Annotated in this window: 14 protein-coding genes; 5 read left to right on the top strand and 9 right to left on the bottom strand. The window is 34.8% G+C overall.

The annotated features are described in order from the left end of the window. Nucleotides 1-43: 43 nt before the first annotated feature. The 9 genes from P178_RS0118510 to P178_RS0118550 all read right to left on the bottom strand — a co-directional run bounded on the left by P178_RS0118510 (nucleotide 44) and on the right by P178_RS0118550 (nucleotide 10,880). On the bottom strand, nucleotides 44-1,336 hold the full coding sequence (locus P178_RS0118510) for a DUF3570 domain-containing protein (RefSeq protein ID WP_197026834.1): 1,293 nt from the start codon (nucleotides 1,334-1,336) through the stop codon (nucleotides 44-46). Nucleotides 1,337-1,390: 54 nt separating this feature from the next. Next, on the bottom strand, nucleotides 1,391-1,603 hold the full coding sequence (locus tag P178_RS0118515; RefSeq protein WP_027067637.1) for a DUF4266 domain-containing protein: 213 nt from the start codon (nucleotides 1,601-1,603) through the stop codon (nucleotides 1,391-1,393). After that, on the bottom strand, nucleotides 1,600-2,580 hold the full coding sequence (locus tag P178_RS0118520) for an FAD:protein FMN transferase (RefSeq protein WP_027067638.1): 981 nt from the start codon (nucleotides 2,578-2,580) through the stop codon (nucleotides 1,600-1,602). Before P178_RS0118520 ends, P178_RS0118515 begins: the two co-directional genes overlap by 4 nt. 1 nt (nucleotide 2,581) lies before the next feature. Beyond that, the gene (locus P178_RS0118525) at nucleotides 2,582-3,022 is read right to left on the bottom strand and encodes a thioredoxin family protein (RefSeq protein ID WP_027067639.1); all 441 of its coding nucleotides are present in this window, start codon (nucleotides 3,020-3,022) and stop codon (nucleotides 2,582-2,584) included. A 94-nt stretch (nucleotides 3,023-3,116) separates the two neighbouring features. After that, nucleotides 3,117-4,259, bottom strand: coding sequence for an efflux RND transporter periplasmic adaptor subunit (locus P178_RS0118530; RefSeq protein ID WP_036147150.1), 1,143 nt, complete (start codon nucleotides 4,257-4,259; stop codon nucleotides 3,117-3,119). A 10-nt stretch (nucleotides 4,260-4,269) separates the two neighbouring features. Next, nucleotides 4,270-8,607, bottom strand: coding sequence for a CusA/CzcA family heavy metal efflux RND transporter (locus P178_RS0118535; RefSeq protein ID WP_027067641.1), 4,338 nt, complete (start codon nucleotides 8,605-8,607; stop codon nucleotides 4,270-4,272). 76 nt (nucleotides 8,608-8,683) lie between these two features. Then, entirely contained in the window at nucleotides 8,684-9,046 is a 363-nt protein-coding gene (locus tag P178_RS0118540) for a hypothetical protein (RefSeq protein WP_231500569.1), read from the bottom strand. A 110-nt stretch (nucleotides 9,047-9,156) separates the two neighbouring features. Further along, the gene (locus tag P178_RS0118545) at nucleotides 9,157-10,101 is read right to left on the bottom strand and encodes a L,D-transpeptidase (protein ID WP_027067643.1); all 945 of its coding nucleotides are present in this window, start codon (nucleotides 10,099-10,101) and stop codon (nucleotides 9,157-9,159) included. Between the two features lie 2 nt (nucleotides 10,102-10,103). Next, nucleotides 10,104-10,880, bottom strand: coding sequence for a TIGR00730 family Rossman fold protein (locus P178_RS0118550; RefSeq protein ID WP_027067644.1), 777 nt, complete (start codon nucleotides 10,878-10,880; stop codon nucleotides 10,104-10,106). Between the two features lie 345 nt (nucleotides 10,881-11,225). On the opposite strand from P178_RS0118550, the gene pta reads away from it, so the two are divergent. The 5 genes from pta to P178_RS0118575 all read left to right on the top strand — a co-directional run bounded on the left by pta (nucleotide 11,226) and on the right by P178_RS0118575 (nucleotide 15,660). Next, the gene (gene pta, locus P178_RS0118555; protein WP_027067645.1) at nucleotides 11,226-13,319 is read left to right on the top strand and encodes a phosphate acetyltransferase; all 2,094 of its coding nucleotides are present in this window, start codon (nucleotides 11,226-11,228) and stop codon (nucleotides 13,317-13,319) included. Nucleotides 13,320-13,329: 10 nt separating this feature from the next. Continuing rightward, nucleotides 13,330-14,514, top strand: a complete 1,185-nt coding sequence (locus P178_RS0118560; protein ID WP_027067646.1) for an acetate/propionate family kinase — start codon at nucleotides 13,330-13,332, stop codon at nucleotides 14,512-14,514. Nucleotides 14,515-14,722: 208 nt separating this feature from the next. Next, on the top strand, nucleotides 14,723-15,052 hold the full coding sequence (locus tag P178_RS0118565) for a YtxH domain-containing protein (RefSeq protein WP_027067647.1): 330 nt from the start codon (nucleotides 14,723-14,725) through the stop codon (nucleotides 15,050-15,052). A gap of 3 nt (nucleotides 15,053-15,055) precedes the next feature. Further along, on the top strand, nucleotides 15,056-15,400 hold the full coding sequence (locus tag P178_RS0118570) for a phage holin family protein (protein WP_027067648.1): 345 nt from the start codon (nucleotides 15,056-15,058) through the stop codon (nucleotides 15,398-15,400). 2 nt (nucleotides 15,401-15,402) lie between these two features. Next, entirely contained in the window at nucleotides 15,403-15,660 is a 258-nt protein-coding gene (locus tag P178_RS0118575; RefSeq protein WP_027067649.1) for a DUF6327 family protein, read from the top strand. Nucleotides 15,661-15,727: the final 67 nt, after the last annotated feature.

Below are 15,727 nucleotides of genomic sequence, written 5' to 3' on the forward strand. Positions count from 1 at the left end.
GCAGGTCGTAAGACCTGCTTTTTAATCTATCTTATTTCATCAATTAGTCCATTACAAATTTAAATCCTGCGGTAATAATGCTAGAACTAAAAGTGGTGTCCCTGTCATATTTATAAAACTTCAAGTCAATACTTTTAAGACCTAGTTTCCAAATATGCATTTTAGTAAATATATCTGTATACGAAACTCCCATCCCAAATTGATTCGCAGAATACTCCGATAAATCATAATCTGAGGTGTAAAAAGTTTCCGTAGATAATGCTTCTTCATATCCGTAAAAATAATCTGCAGCCGTTTGTTGATAATACCTATAGGAAGGATATACTGTAAACTTATCCGACAATTTTATAGGAAGCTCCACACTTGCCGTATGTGAGCTAATTCCCCAATCATCATAGTAATAGCGATAGAAACTACGTACTACTACCGTTTCATTTACATACCAGTTTAAACGACCACCTGCTGCTACTTTAAAGCGGCTATCTGGCAATTGTTCTATAGCATCAGCCAATTGAAAATTATCAATAAATGAATCTGCTACATCTGCAAAATATACACGTTGAAACGGGGTTGATAACAATCCTTGCTGTTGCACAAAATCTAACGCCAATGAACCTTGAAGATTCTTACTCAGAATTTGTGAAAAACCGAATCCAACGGAATATGAATTTCTTGTTTCATCAGTGAATTCATTAAAAACAGGACTATAGTCAGTATTTCCTGTAATTGTATTATTGGAAAACAAACCATTAGCCAAACCATTAGCGCCACTTGCAAAAGGTCTAAGTTCTGAAGGATAAATGGAGTTCCATTTATCTAAATACACGTTGGCGTTTACACTTACTTCAGTATTCTTTTCATTATATAATTTCGTTAATCCGCCACCGAAACCTAAAGAGAAATAATCGTATTCTGAAGATACCGATAGTTTACCTGAAACAATTGTATTTCTATCATCTGAACTATGACTGTATGAACCAGATATGTTTGCCCAAGTATCTGAACTTGATGCTCCAGAACTAGCTACAAAAGGGTCTGCCGGTTGCCCGCCATCAAACGGGTCAACATTACTAGAAGATGCCGATGTGTACGCAGAAACGCCAGCATCAATGGTAAGTACATCATCATCGTTTAATGGTATAGACACCACAAATGTACCTGTGAAATCTGTAAGCTCTTCGGTTCCTAATCCTCCACTTACCGCAGCGTTGTCTCCATCTTGCGAGTAATAGCTAGTCAAGAAATCTACCTCGGTAGTTTCTAAAACTCTCTTCTTATATGTTTTTACACCATCTTGATCTTGTTGCGCATAACCCGACGCAACCAAGAGTAACATTACTATAAAACCTATCGATTTAAATATTTTCATTTTTTGTGAAATTCCATTTTATTAATTACAGCCACAGCCTCCGCCAGTCTTACCTCCATTTGCCCCAGCAGCAGCTTCTCTGTACGAATGCATGGTAGTTACATTACGGTCTGCCTTTTTATCTTGCAAAACCATATCTGGATCATTAATATTTATTTTCTCGTACTCTTTAAGTACCGCACAGCTGCCAAATGAGCAAGCAACAACTGCAATAATCAAAATCTTCTTTATCATGATTTTTCTATTTCTATATTCTTCGATGTGATGATATTCCCCTTATCATCGATTATAATACATTCTACTTTTGGTAATTGATTGATACGATTTAAGCCTACTTCTATGCCCATCACAAATACCGATGTTGCCAAAGCATCTGCCAATTCTGCTTTTGGGGCAAACACGGTAACACTTATTATACCCGTTGCCGGATACCCACTTCTCGGGTCAATAATATGCGTATACCGTACATCATTAAAAGTTACATACTTTTCGTAATTTCCTGAAGTCACTACTGCCCCATTGGTTATGGGCAACAAGGCGAAAACCTTATTCTTATCCATAGGATTGGTAATGGCAACTTTCCATTCGCTGCCATCGGGTTGTCTACCCCAAGTATTCATATCTCCCGATGCATTGATAATACCTGACACAACACCTTTTGAAATCAATAAGTCCTTAGCCTTATCTGCTGCATAACCTTTACCAATTGCACCAAAGCCAAGCTTCATTCCTTTCAGCTTCAAAAACACAGTACTGCTTTCTTTATCTAACACTATATTTTGAAAACCCACTTTTTCAACCGAAGCTTTAATTGAATCTGCAGAAGGCATAACGGTCATACTACCATCAAACTTCCAAATTTTATCCATCGAAGCATAACTGATATCAAAAGCTCCATCGGTCAACTTAGAAATACCGATTGCCCTTTGAATTAAATCAAATAATTCAGCATCTACTTTTACTGGTCGCAATCCTGCATTTCTATTTACTTCCGATGTTTGTGAGTTTGAATCCCATGAAGAAATTAACTGCTCTATTCTTGTTATTTCATTGACAACCAAGCCTATATATTCATCAGCTTCAACTTGATCTTTAGCTACCACCGTAATATCAAAACGGCTACCCATTAATTTTAAGGTGCGCTTATAAGGCTCTTGAGCAACAAGTGACCCAAGAGAAAATAACGCTAGTATGAGAAATATGTTCTTCACCTTATTTAATGAATGAATTCATTTCATTTATGTATTCTTTTGGAGCTAACTTTTTATAACTCGTTTCTCCATACACCTCGCCTTTAGCATTCATTACAACTACAAAAGGAAATACTCCGTTTCTATTATACTTTTCTGCTAATGCCTTGTTCTTATTCAATTGCTCTTCTGGTAATGCATTACTTTTTCTGCGCGGAAAATCTGCTTGTAACATTACATAATGCTCTTTTGCATAAGCCTTAAACTCATCTGTAGTCCATACATCCCTATCTAACTTAATACATGGCGCACACCAATCTGAGCCTTGAAAAACCAATATAATTGGCAGGTCTTTAGATTTAGCCATTTCTTGTGCTTTACTAAAATCGGTTTGCCAATCTTGTGCAAACGATGAACCTAATCCAGTTACTACAAACAATACTAGTACTATATAGTTTTTCATATCTTTTATCAATTGGACTTAACATAAGTCAATAATTATACCCAAACCTTTCTTTTAAAATCAAATTACTTTAAAACTAAAAAGGAAAAATCATTTACTCTCCTATCAGGCTAAACGCACCTTTTGTTAAAAATTGTGTTCCCTGCTCAAAAATCACTTTTTCACCTAATGCACTCATATCCTGATAACTGCCTTGAACTTTTACCGGCACCTGTTTAAAGTAATAACTGCCCTCTTTTGTATCATCTAAAACTAGTACATAAGATTGGTCATCAATTACACCGATAGCATCTGTAGGCAATGCCATTTGTTTGGATGCATCTGTAATAATATTCGCCTCTACAAACATTCCTGTTAGAAAATTAGCAGCCTCTTCATCCTCTAAATGAGCGTGAACTTTAATTGTTCTATTCTCATCAATTGAAGTACCTACTAAATGAATTTCTGCCTTGAAAGTTTCTGTTGATGATTCTGGTATTTTAAACGCTACCAGTTGCCCTTTCTTCACTTTCAAAATATCCTTCTCAAAAACAGACAACTCTAAATGAATATGGTCGTTGTTAATAATTTCCATGATTGAAACCGACGGCGAAACGAACGTTCCTCTAGATACATTTACTTTGGTAATACTACCTGCTATTGGTGCAAAAATGGATGCTTCTGAACTTATATTACCTTTTTCAACTTGTTCTGCTGAAATATTTAACATGCCTAATTGCTTACGTAGCCCATTATATTTTGCGACCGCTGTTTTATAGTCGCCCTCTGCTTTAAGAAAGCTTTTCTGTGAAGATATTTTTTCTTCAACCATAGTTTGCTGGCGGTCATACTCAGCCTTTAAATAACTTAGTTGACCATTCACCTCCATATATTCTTGCTGTAAGGCTACAAACTCCGGATTTTCAATAGTCACCAATAATTGACCTTTACGAACCTTATCACCTATTAATAACGGTGTTCTTTTAATATAACCACCCATAGTGGCGCTAACTACTGCTCTATTTTCTGGCGGCACATCTATCATACCTGAAGTAGTAATCGATATAGGAAATTCCATTTCTTTTATGACATCTAACTCCATATTGTTCTGGTCAAATTGTGCTTTAGAAATTTGAATTCGGTCGTCATTATTTCCTTCTGACACACCATTTTCGTTGGATTGTTTTTCTGCTTCTCCACAACTTGATAGTATCACAAAAATGAATAAGGCTGAAATTTTATATATATAGTTTTGCATGATGCAGTATTTATAAGGTTAAGAAATTAATGTTTATAACAGTTTCATTGTACTCTTTCAATTTATCTAGATAGCCCAATTTAATATCATAGGCACTTTCTAAACTCTGTATACATTGATAGAAATCAATTTCACCATTTTTAAAACTAATTTGAGCGGTTTTTAAAATTTCATCGGATAGCTCAGTGCCCTCATTTTCATAATAATTGAGCGAATTTTGAATCTGTACAATTTTTTTGAGTAAGATTTCTTGCTTCGACTTTATTTGAATTTTATAATCAATGGACTCGGTTACCGCCCGTTCTTTGGCAATTTTTGAAGCTTTAATTCTAGCGGCTTGCCCACTGAACAACAACGGAATTTTTAAACCCAATTGATATCCAATAAGGTTATCGTTCAACTCTGAATTTGAACCTTGAAAGTAGGCTACACTTATATCTGGAAGTAATTGCTGTTTTTCAAAATTACTTTCGGCAGCCATTAATTGCATATTAGTTTCATAATAGGCAATCTCTGGAGTGCTTTCAACAGTAATAGCTTTCAAATCGATTTTAAGATTCATTTCTTCAGATAGCTCTAAACTATCCTCAACTTGAATTATTCGCAACAAATTAGCATGTGCTATAGATACCTGCTGAATTGCCTGTTGATAATCTAGATTGATTTTCCGCTGTTTTGAAGCTGCGGTAATTTTTTCTAAATAATTGGTTTCGCCCAGTTCAAATTTTCTGGCGGCAACAGATGAAAAATTAGCATATAAGCTATCTAAACGTTTGTAAACCCTAACTTTTTCACGGGCAATTTGATACTCGTAATACCCAATAGTCACATCTCTTTCTATAGCCTTACTTTGAATATCGAACTCAGTTTGCACCAAATTATTCCTCACCTTATTCACCCTCTTTTGAGAAAAATATTCAGTTGGAAAACGAAAATCTTGTTGTACACCAAAGACCTTTAATGGTACGTCATTAATGGCAAGATTATTTTCATCGTATTCATAATACACATGCGTTTTATTAAAATTAAAAGCACTGTTAATCATCGATTGAGATTCCTCAACTTTTAATTTACCAGCTTTTAAACCCATATTGTTTTCAATAGCTGAGGATAACAATTCATCAAGATTTTGACCTTTTGTTTCTTGTGCAGATACGCCAACAGTTATGAGTAGCGCAATAAACGCTATACCATTTTGCAAAGTTGTTTTAGGAATCGGCTTTCTTGTATTATCATAATTATCAAAGATGGAATATAGCACAGGTAAAACGACCAAGGTTAATATGGTAGCCGTAAACAAGCCCCCAATTACTACAGTTGCCAATGGTCTTTGTACTTCAGCACCTGCATTTGTGGATATTGCCATCGGTAAAAAACCTAGAGCAGCTGCAGAAGCGGTAAGCAATACAGCTCTTAATCTATCTTTGGTTCCTTGTTTTATTAACGCATCTAAATTATTGAACGAATGCTTTTTCAGTTCTTTAAAATGCTCTATTAAAACGATTCCGTTTAATACGGCTATACCAAAAAGTGCTATAAACCCAACCCCTGCAGATATACTAAATGGCAAACCTCGCATCCATAACAGTAATACGCCACCAACTGCTGCCAATGGAATTGCAGAATAAATGATTAGCGCTTCTTTTACCGATTTAAAAGCAAAATAAAGTAGTGCGAAAATGAGCACCAATGCAATTGGCACTGCTATTATAAGACGGTCACGAGCGCTCTGTAAATTTTCGAACTGTCCACCATAGGTAATAGTATACCCTGCCGGTAACTTAACTTTCTCATTAATCAATTGCTGAACATCGTCTACTACCGACTGTAAATCGCGGTTACGAACGTTTACACCTACTACGGTTCGGCGCTTTGTATCATCCCTAGAAATTTTAGCGGCTCCTTTTTTATAACTGATTTCTGCCAATTCAGTCAAAGGCACTTTACCGCCCATTGGTAGATCTACATAAAGATTTTTGAGATCATCAATATCTTGTCGCTTCGCTTTATCTAATCGTACTACTAAATCGAATCGCTTTTCTCCCTCAAACACACTGCCCGCAGTTTTACCTGCAAAACCCATGGATACCATATCATTCAATTCTTGAATATTTAAGCCAAAACGGGCAATTTTAGCACGGTCATAGTTGACGCTCATCTCTGGTAAACCCGCAATTTTCTCCACACTAATATCCGCGGCACCTTCTACATTCTTAATCAAATTACCAATCTCACTTCCTTTTCTAGCTAGAACATCTAAATCAGGTCCGAATATTTTAATGGCAATATCTGCCCGTACTCCGGTTATCAACTCATTAAAACGCATTTCTATAGGTTGGGTAAACTCTACTTCCATACCCGGTATAATAGCCAAAGCTTCTTTAAATTTATCAGCTAGCTCATCTTTGGAATCAGCACTTGTCCATTCCCCTTTTGGAGCCAGTTTAATGATGACATCACTTTCTTCCATTGACATTGGATCCGTTGGTACTTCGGCAGCCCCAATTCTAGTTACCACCTGTTGAACTTCTGGGAATTTTTTCAGTAGAATTTTCTCAATCTCAGTGGTTATTTCTACGGTCTTACTTAATGACGTTCCCGTTTTTAAAACAGGCTGAATTACAAAATCACCTTCATCTAATGTTGGCACAAATTCACTACCCATAGTGCTATACAAGAAAATTGCACCCAAAAGAAATACCGATGCAATCCCCAAAACCAATTTCTTACTTTGTAATGCCCAGTCTATAATTGGTTCATATTTCTTGTTCAACCATTTCATTAGGCGAACCGAAATATTCTTATCAGATTCTTTAGACGGTTTCAAGAAAATTGATGCAGCCACTGGTACATACGTAAAACATAATATCATTGCGCCAATTAAAGCGAAACTAAATGTTAGTGCCATAGGCTTAAACATTTTACCTTCCACTCCACTTAAAGATAGAATAGGAATAAAAACGATTAATATTATAAGTTGCCCAAAAATGGCAGAATTCATCATTTTTGATGCCCCATTAAAGGTTATCTCATCTTTTAGCTGTTGTTTTTCAGACGTTGCCAGACTATTGATTTCTTGCTGTTTTCTTGTGATTTCAAAGGCTATGAACTCTACAATAATTACCGCACCATCTATAATGATACCGAAATCTATAGCTCCTAAACTCATTAAATTGGCATCGACTCCGAATATATACATGAGTGATAATGCGAACAACAGACATAACGGAATTACCGATGCTACCACTAAACCAGATCTGAAGTTTCCCAATAACAGTACTACCACAAAGATGACTATCAAACATCCTAAAATTAAGTTTTCGGTGACCGTAAAAGTGGTTTTCGCAATCAGTTCACTTCGCTCTAAAAACGGATTTATATAAACGCCTTTTGGTAGTGACTTTGAAATTTCAGCAACACGTTCTTTAACAGCCTCTATCACTTTTTTAGAGTTCGCATCTTTTAACATCATCACTTGCCCCATGACCTTCTCACCTTCCCCATTACCGGTTATCGCTCCAAAACGTATGGCACTACCAAAATCTACCGTAGCAATATCTTTTATATAGATAGGGACTCCGCCTTCATTTTTCACAACAATATTTCTAATATCATCTAGAGATGTAACTAAGCCTTCTCCACGAATAAAAAATGCCTGATTCACCTTTTCTATATACCCACCACCAGAAACACTATTATTACTTTCAAGTGATTTAAAAACATCACTTGCTGTAATATTCATGGCGTTTAGCTTTTGGGTGTTTATAGCGACTTCATACTGTTTTAAAAATCCGCCCCAGGTGTTCACCTCAACAACACCTGGTATACCAGACAATTGGCGTTTAACAACCCAATCTTGAATCGTTCTTAAATCTGTGGTGGTATACTCATCTTTATACTCAGGTTCCACCTCCAATATATATTGATAGATTTCTCCTAATCCTGTAGTTATGGGTCCCATTTGTGGAGTACCAAAACCAGCAGGTATTTTCTCTGAAGCAGAAGATATTTTCTCGGCAATTAATTGTCTTGGCAAATACGTTCCTAAATCATCGTCAAATACTATGGTTACCACCGATAGACCGAATTTTGACACAGAACGAATTTCTTTAACCCCTGGTAAGTTTGCCATTTCTAATTCTACCGGATAGGTTATAAATTGTTCCATATCTTGAGTAGAAAGATTCCGCGACGTAGTAATGACCTGAACTTGGTTATTCGTTACATCTGGCACTGCCCCAATCGGAATTTGTGAAAGGGCAAATAGTCCGTAGCCAACTATGAATACGGTAAATAATAGAATAATTAGCTTATTCTTTAAACTGAAATTAATGATATGTGAAAGCATGTTTTCATATAAATCAATGTTAAGCGCTCAAATTCACAGAGATGAATTTGAACTAAAAAATTAAAAATCGATTGTATTATGAAATGCGCGGTGGTTGTAAAATACCTTGTGTATGCAATGAAGATGTTGGTGCCTGATAATAGAAATTGGCAGATTTATAATCTAAAAATTCAACTACATTCAAATCTGACTTATAGATACTAATAAAAACATCTGCCACACATGTATGAGAAGTACTATTATGATTAAAAGGAAGTTTTTCGTGATCCTTTTTTTCTTCTTGGTGATCTCTTTGATGATCCGCTTTTAATTCTCCATAATGCTTGGAAAGAAAAACAATCATATTATCTCCATACTGTTCGCTATGAAACTGCGCATGCTCAATTAGTTCGTCTAATTGAACAATATCATCATAATGCACACCAAAGCTTTGCAGCATGATGAGCGATGATAGTAGTATGGAAAACAGCTTATTCACTTTAGTAAAATTAATAAAATTATTAATATAGCATACCTTAGTTAGGGATACAAAGCCAATTCATATTCATTCTAATTGGCTAAACGATAAACATCTCTAAGCACAGAAATGACAATACCTTCATCATAGGTCTCCAAATCATACCTAATTCGGAGTTTGGTACCCAATGGTGCATAATAATACACCCTCCAAGAGTCTGCCTCCCCTAATCCAATACATCCGTTAGAATATGCTTTTCCTAACGTTTTAGGGTTTGTAGTAGGGTGAATCATTTGTCCATTTCTGACATTATTGATTTCAGTTTCTATCCATGGAATTTGTGGCATCATTGTAGTCTTCTCATCATCTCTTCTAGTTACATAAAAACGCTTTCCATTTACAGGATTATAAAAATCTGGATGCTTCACATGTTTAACAATAGAACCTTTTCCTGTTTTCGTTCTTAAATCGGTCACTCGGTCTCCAAATTTTAAATACCGTTCTCTAAATTGCCCTACTCTCACCGGAAACTCATACAACAAAGTAGAATCTTGAAAGATGCGTAATTTATATTCAGGTATATTCACATCAATTTCTGTATTAGAAAATGCTTCCAATAATTTACAGGCACTGAGTGAATCTGGAATAGTTAATTGACTCCCTTTTGGTAGTACTATCATTTGCTTTTGGTCATATACAAATGAATCGCGAGCCATCATTCTATAATAATCAGTGTTTTCAAGTGTATCAATAATCCAAGGATTATTGCGCACCAGTAGATGTTCAGATAAATCATAAGGCACAATAGAATCATATTTACCAACCACAGAATCCATGAACTGAAAATACTTTCCTACCTTAATATCTTTTGAAATCTGTATGAGTGTTGGTTCATTAAGTAACTTTTGGTATACCAGTGTTATTCCTGTACTGTCTATTTGGGCTGTTTCTAAATTTGATTGTTTTTTTGACTGACAAGAATTAAGAAAGACCAAAGAAAAAATAAGGGTCATTAAATATATAAGTCTGATTTTCATTATTATAGGTTATTATTTTTATAATTTCTTTCGGTTTCTCCAAACCACCATCTTTTACGCATTGGTTTCTTAATAAGTCCAAATCGTTTAACGGCATGTTCTTTAAGGTGCGCTTTCATTTCTTCAACCGAATCTGTCAAGAACATTAAATCCATATCCTCTTTTGAAATACTTTCATTGTCAGCCATGGTCTTTATATGGTGGTATAGTTCTTTATGATATTCTTTACCAATAACCACTACCGGAAAGTTGTGAATCATTTTAGTCTGTATCAACGTTACTGCTTCAAAAAGCTCATCCAGCGTTCCAATACCACCTGGCAACACAACAAATGCATATGAATATTTCAGCAGTAAAAATTTGCGTACAAAGAAGTAAGGTATGTTGATCCACTTATGTAAATAGGGGTTCGGTTTTTGTTCGTGCGGCAGTATAATATTACACCCAATAGAATAACCATTGTTTAGGTAAGCACCTTTATTAGCCGCTTCCATAATACCTGGTCCGCCACCGGTCATAACAGCAAACCCCATTTCAGATAATGCTCTACCTACTTCTTCTGCCTTTTTGTAGTAGACATTATCTTCATTAAAACGAGCAGAACCAAAAACGGTTACACAGGGTCCAATAAAGTGTAATTTTCTGAATGCTCTAATAAACTGATATTGTACCTTAAACGTAAACCACAATTCTTTAAACCTACTTCTAGGACCATCAAGAAAAGCACGTTCTTCTGTTAAAAATTGTGGAGCAGGGTCTTTTTTAAACTTCTCGGTCATAGTACAAACTACATTGTTATATGAATCGAAAGTAGTGTAAACTACTTTCGATAAAAATGACAATGCTCATACCTATACTATGAGCATTGTCATGTTTAAATGAGCCTATGGTAATTAAATTTGCCTTTGTTTATTTAGTTATAATTCAGATTTGAAAACTTAAAACAATTTAAATTAACCTTGTTTCAAATAAGAAAACGAGACTGTTGTCGCAATAACATTACTTATATTTATATCTAATACCTTATAAAATTTAAAATAATCTAGAACTTTAAATTTAGTGTCAGATTTTAACAAGCACACCTTATTTTTAAAGGTTTAATAAACACATATAACCATTAACACGTGAGTAAAGCTATTTATATTGTCACCACTGAACCCAATAGTGGAAAATCAATTGTTTCATTGGGCCTTATGCAACTCTTATTAGGCAAGACAGCAAAAGTTGGCTATTTCAGACCTATTATTGATGACGTTGCAAATGGAAAAATTGACAATCATATTGATACGGTTTTGAGCTACTTTAATGTAGATATGAAGCCAGAGGAGGCATACGCATATACGCGTAGTCAAGTGGTACAATTAAAAAACCAGGATAAAGACGATGAAATTGTTGGTCATATCATTCATAAGTACAAAACCATTGAAAATAGGTTCGATTTTGTATTAGTTGAAGGAACAGATTTTTCTGGAGAAGGAGCCATTATTGAATGGGACATCAACGTACTCATAGCTAAGAATTTAGGTATTCCAGCGGTTATTCTTGCAAGCGGAAAAGGCAAAACATTAGATGAATTATTAGGCAATTTGTACATGGCCTACGATTCATTTATGGAGAAAGGGGTTGAAGTTTTATTGATTATCGCCAATAAAGTTCAGCCAGAAAATTTGGATATCGTTTCTAACGGATTAAAAGAAAAATTACCTAATAATGTATTAGTAGGCACCATTCCAACTAATAGCATTTTAGGTAGTCCAACGGTAAAAGAAATAGCTCAAGAGTTGGATGCTAAAATTCTTTTTGGTGAAGATTACATGAATAATCAAGTAGCCGGTTTTAGTGTTGGTGCAATGCAATTACGAAATTACATTACCCATTTAAAAGAAGATAGTTTAGTTATTACCCCAGGTGATAGAGCAGATATTATTCTAGGCGCGTTACAAGCCAATATCTCTACTAATTATCCAAAACTTTCAGGTATTGTTCTTACGGGCGGCCTACTTCCAGAGGAATCTATCACAAAACTAATTGAAGGACTTTCAGATATAATTCCAATACTTTCGGTTGCTGGCGGTACATTTTCCGTAACCAATAGAATTGGCACCATTAGACCTCGTATTTATGCGGATAATAAAGAGAAAATAGTTACCTCTATTCAAGAGTTTGAAAAGCATATTCCTACTAAAGAATTAGCAGAACGCTTAATTACATTTAAGGCAAAGGGAATTACCCCTAGAATGTTTCAATATAACCTTCTTCAAAAAGCTAAGTCCACAAAAAAACATATTGTTTTGCCTGAAGGGTTAGATGAACGTATCCTTTTAGCCACAAAAAAACTAATTGATGCTGATGCCGTATCCATCACCTTGTTAGGCAACAAGGAACAGATTAAAGCTAAAATAATGGAATTGGATATCGATTTGGATATTGATTCTATAACTATTATTGATTCTACTACATCTGATCAATTTATTGAATATGCCACCACGTTATTTGAACTAAGAAAACATAAAAATGTCAATTTAGCCATGGCTAAAGATTTAATGGAAGATGTTTCTTATTATGGTACAATGATGGTATACAAAGGTCATGCAGACGGTATGGTGTCCGGCGCAGTGCATACTACCCAACACACGATTCGACCAGCACTTCAATTCATTAAAACTAGACCCGATGTTTCAATAGTTTCTTCCATTTTCTTTATGTGTTTACCTAATAGGGTAACTGTTTTTGGAGATTGTGCCATTAATCCTAACCCAACAGCAGAACAATTATCTGAAATTGCTATTTCCTCTGCCGCAACAAGCGCAGCTTTTGGTATTGAGCCAAAAATAGCTATGTTATCTTATTCATCTGGTGCTTCCGGTGTTGGTGAAGATGTAGACCGGGTACGTAAGGCCACCGAAATAATTAAAGAAAAAAGACCTGACCTTAAAGTAGAAGGTCCTATTCAATATGATGCCGCGGTTGATGCTAAAGTAGGACTAAGTAAATTACCAGATTCTGAAGTAGCCGGACAGGCAAGTGTATTCATATTCCCTGATTTAAATACAGGTAATAATACCTACAAAGCTGTACAACGTGAAACCGGAGCTTTGGCAATAGGTCCAATGTTACAAGGGCTAAACAAACCCGTTAACGATTTAAGTCGTGGTTGCACCGTAGATGATATTTTTAACACCGTAATTATAACTGCAATACAAGCACAAGGATTTTAAACCAATTTTCATGAATATTTTAATTATCAATTCCGGTAGTTCTTCTATAAAATATCAACTTTTAGAAATGCCTTCGGCAAAGATTATTTGTCTTGGATCAATAGAACGTATTGGGAGTAAAGAAGCTATTTCATCCTATAAAACAGACCACGTTAAAATTGAGAAAATTTATGAAATTAAAGATCATAAAGCGGGCTTAAAACGAATTACGTCCCTTCTACTCGATAGTGAAAAAGGGGTAATAAAAAGTACAGATGATATTGATGCTATTGGGCATCGTGTTGTACATGGCGGTAGTAGCTACACAAAAACTACTTTAATAAATGAGGAAGTAAAGAACAAGATTAAAAACCTTTCTCCTCTAGCTCCATTGCATAACCCCGCTAATTTAGAAGGTATATTAATGGCTGAGGAAATATTTGATACCTCTAAGCAATTTGTTGTTTTTGACACCGCTTTTCATGGAACAATTCCCGTTAAAGCAAAACAATATGCAATACCAGGGGAATTGTATAAAGAAAAAGGAATTCAGGCTTACGGATTTCATGGTACCAGCCATAAATATGTATCTGAAAAAGCTATAGAATATCTAAAACTCAAAAAATCAAAGCTCATATCGATTCACTTAGGAAATGGATGCAGCATAACCGCAATTAAAGACGGAAAAAGTGTAGATCATAGTATGGGCTTTGCTCCTTCTAACGGACTTGTGATGGGTACCAGAAGTGGAGATATTGACCATTCTATCATTTTTTACATGGTAGACACCTTAGGATATAGCATAGATGATGTTAAGGAACTCTTGAATAAACAAAGTGGTATGCTAGGTCTTACAGGTTATAATGATCTACGTGATATTGAAAGCGAGGCTAGTAAAGGTAACAATGAATGCATTCTTGCTTTAGAAATGAATGCTTACCGCATTAAAAAATATATTGGAGCTTATACAGCTATTATGAACGGTTTAGATGCTATTATTTTTACAGCAGGTATCGGTGAAAATTCAAGCTTAATGCGTCAATTAGTTTGTAAGGATATGAACTATTTTAATATTCATTTAGATGATGCTAAAAATGATTTAAGATCATCTACAATTCGTGAAATAAATACAGAGAGTTCTAAAGTAAAAATATTGGTGATTCCAACTAACGAAGAATTAGAGATTGCAAAGCAAGTTTATAATTTAATAGCCTAAATACCACTAAAATCATCTTTTAGGTTACCATTATCTCACCTCTATTCTTAGGCTTGTCATCAGGTCTATTACACCACAATCATTCTCATAAACAGCAATTTACCTAAAACATAAATTGCTGAATATGATGTATGTCATATCCAAATTGTTTTTTAGTACTTAAATTTATTATGGAATTAGAATTTCATAATAACTAAAAACAAATATCATGCAAAACGATAGTGGAAATGTATTACTAGCTCTTTTAACCGGAGCTGCAATTGGTGCAGGAATAGGTATTCTCTATGCTCCAGAAAAAGGCATTGAAACCCGTCATAAAATCAAAAGAAAAGTAGAAGATACTAGTCATGATTTAGCTGAACGTGTTTCACATGCAAAAGATGAACTTACTAAAACAGCAAATGAAAAGAAGGATGCTTTTGACAGAAAACTAGATGAAGCTATTTCTACTATGAGCTATAAAGCGGATGATATTATTGACAAGTTAGAACGTAAACTTGAAGATTTGAAAGCTAAGAATGCTCAACTAAACAAATAAGCCATGGCTTTTGAAGAATTGAAAAATGACCTCATGGGGCTAAAAACCGAAGTGGGGTCATATATTGAACATAGCGATGAATACTATAGGCTTAAAATTTTTAAAGTCCTATCAAAGAATGTCACAGGTTTACTAAAATTTATTCTAATTGGCGTAAGCTCACTTTTTGCATTGCTTTTTGTTTCATTCGCAGCATGTCTATGGCTTTCTGAGGTATTGAACAGTTATTTTAGTGGGTTTATACTAGTAGCTGGCTTTTATATTCTTATCGCTATATTACTCTATCTTTTTAGAGAACAGCTTAATAGACCCGTACTTAAAAAATTATCTAAATATTATTTTGACTGATTATGAGTAATCAATACCATTCTTTTAAAGAAATAGATGAGCGATTGAAGGTTCTTAATCTAAGGCGTCAAATTGACGAAGAGAGCATTAAACTACAATTCAATCAAACCAAAACTGATTTAGTTCCGCGTCAAATAAGACAAGGTCTAGGAATCAATTTTTCTCAAAACAAAACTGTAAAAAGTTTGTTGATCACTTTCCTATCAGGTAAAGCACTAGATTTTATTCGTAGCAAACGAAAGCATAAAAATGAAGATTAGTATCTATTCAGTATTTATTTAATACTGATTTTTTTTAATTAAAAAACTGATAATTTTAAAACAGGAA

Source organism: Maribacter sp. Hel_I_7, assembly GCF_000688315.1.
Lineage (GTDB): Bacteria > Bacteroidota > Bacteroidia > Flavobacteriales > Flavobacteriaceae > Maribacter > Maribacter stanieri.

What these genes read in the sequence shown, in the direction of transcription:
- P178_RS0118510 (WP_197026834.1), bottom strand. Translation starts at nt 1,336, where the DNA reads ATGTTACTCTTGGTTGCGTCGGGTTATGCGCAACAAGATCAAGATGGT.
- P178_RS0118515 (WP_027067637.1), bottom strand. Translation starts at nt 1,603, where the DNA reads ATGATAAAGAAGATTTTGATTATTGCAGTTGTTGCTTGCTCATTTGGC.
- P178_RS0118545 (WP_027067643.1), bottom strand. Translation starts at nt 10,101, where the DNA reads ATGAAAATCAGACTTATATATTTAATGACCCTTATTTTTTCTTTGGTC.
- P178_RS0118525 (WP_027067639.1), bottom strand. Translation starts at nt 3,022, where the DNA reads ATGAAAAACTATATAGTACTAGTATTGTTTGTAGTAACTGGATTAGGT.
- P178_RS0118550 (WP_027067644.1), bottom strand. Translation starts at nt 10,880, where the DNA reads ATGACCGAGAAGTTTAAAAAAGACCCTGCTCCACAATTTTTAACAGAA.
- P178_RS0118570 (WP_027067648.1), top strand. Translation starts at nt 15,056, where the DNA reads ATGGCTTTTGAAGAATTGAAAAATGACCTCATGGGGCTAAAAACCGAA.
- P178_RS0118535 (WP_027067641.1), bottom strand. Translation starts at nt 8,607, where the DNA reads ATGCTTTCACATATCATTAATTTCAGTTTAAAGAATAAGCTAATTATT.
- P178_RS0118575 (WP_027067649.1), top strand. Translation starts at nt 15,403, where the DNA reads ATGAGTAATCAATACCATTCTTTTAAAGAAATAGATGAGCGATTGAAG.
- P178_RS0118565 (WP_027067647.1), top strand. Translation starts at nt 14,723, where the DNA reads ATGCAAAACGATAGTGGAAATGTATTACTAGCTCTTTTAACCGGAGCT.
- P178_RS0118560 (WP_027067646.1), top strand. Translation starts at nt 13,330, where the DNA reads ATGAATATTTTAATTATCAATTCCGGTAGTTCTTCTATAAAATATCAA.
- P178_RS0118540 (WP_231500569.1), bottom strand. Translation starts at nt 9,046, where the DNA reads ATGCTGCAAAGCTTTGGTGTGCATTATGATGATATTGTTCAATTAGAC.
- P178_RS0118530 (WP_036147150.1), bottom strand. Translation starts at nt 4,259, where the DNA reads ATGCAAAACTATATATATAAAATTTCAGCCTTATTCATTTTTGTGATA.